Source organism: Thermus aquaticus, from assembly GCF_001280255.1.
GTDB classification, from domain to species: Bacteria; Deinococcota; Deinococci; order Deinococcales; family Thermaceae; genus Thermus; species Thermus aquaticus.
Window position 1 is genome coordinate 1 of the sequence record NZ_LHCI01000064.1, and the last position, 386, is coordinate 386.

The following is a 386-nucleotide window of genomic DNA, read 5'->3' on the forward strand; positions in this document are numbered from 1 at the left end:
ACCTGCGCTTGGAGGCCCCCTTCGGCGATCACGAGCTCACCCTGGTGGCCCCCGGCTACCGCACCCTGGTCCAGGCCATCCGGGTCACCGGCAACCAGGTCCTGAGGCTGGAGCTCAGGCCCCTCTAGGGCTACCCCATAAAAGCCCCCGGCCCCTAGGGGCCGGGGTTTCGCCTTCGCCAGGCTCGGTAGGCGAAGAGCACCAGGTCAAGGCTTCCCAGGGCCAAGGCCAAGGCCCAAAGCCAGAAGGGGAGCCAGCCCAAGCCCACCCCCAGGGCCAGGAAGCCAAAAAGGCCGAAGCCCCCCCCCGCCCGCAGATGGGTGGCCCGCCATACCCCGGGGTCCTCGAGGGTCCAAGGGGTGCGCACCCCGGCCAGGTAGTTGGGG

General features: G+C 70.5%; 2 protein-coding genes. One reads left to right on the forward strand and one right to left on the reverse strand.

Annotation, left to right across the window (positions count from 1 at the left end):
* Nucleotides 1-128: PEGA domain-containing protein (locus tag BVI061214_RS12215; RefSeq protein WP_156303171.1), on the forward strand; the 128-nt coding region annotated here is incomplete at its 5' end.
* Nucleotides 129-154: 26 nt separating this feature from the next.
* On the opposite strand, the gene BVI061214_RS00390 is transcribed toward BVI061214_RS12215, so the two are convergent.
* Nucleotides 155-386, reverse strand: a 232-nt coding sequence (locus BVI061214_RS00390; RefSeq protein WP_162207985.1) for an SdpI family protein, incomplete at its 5' end; no start/stop codon positions are given.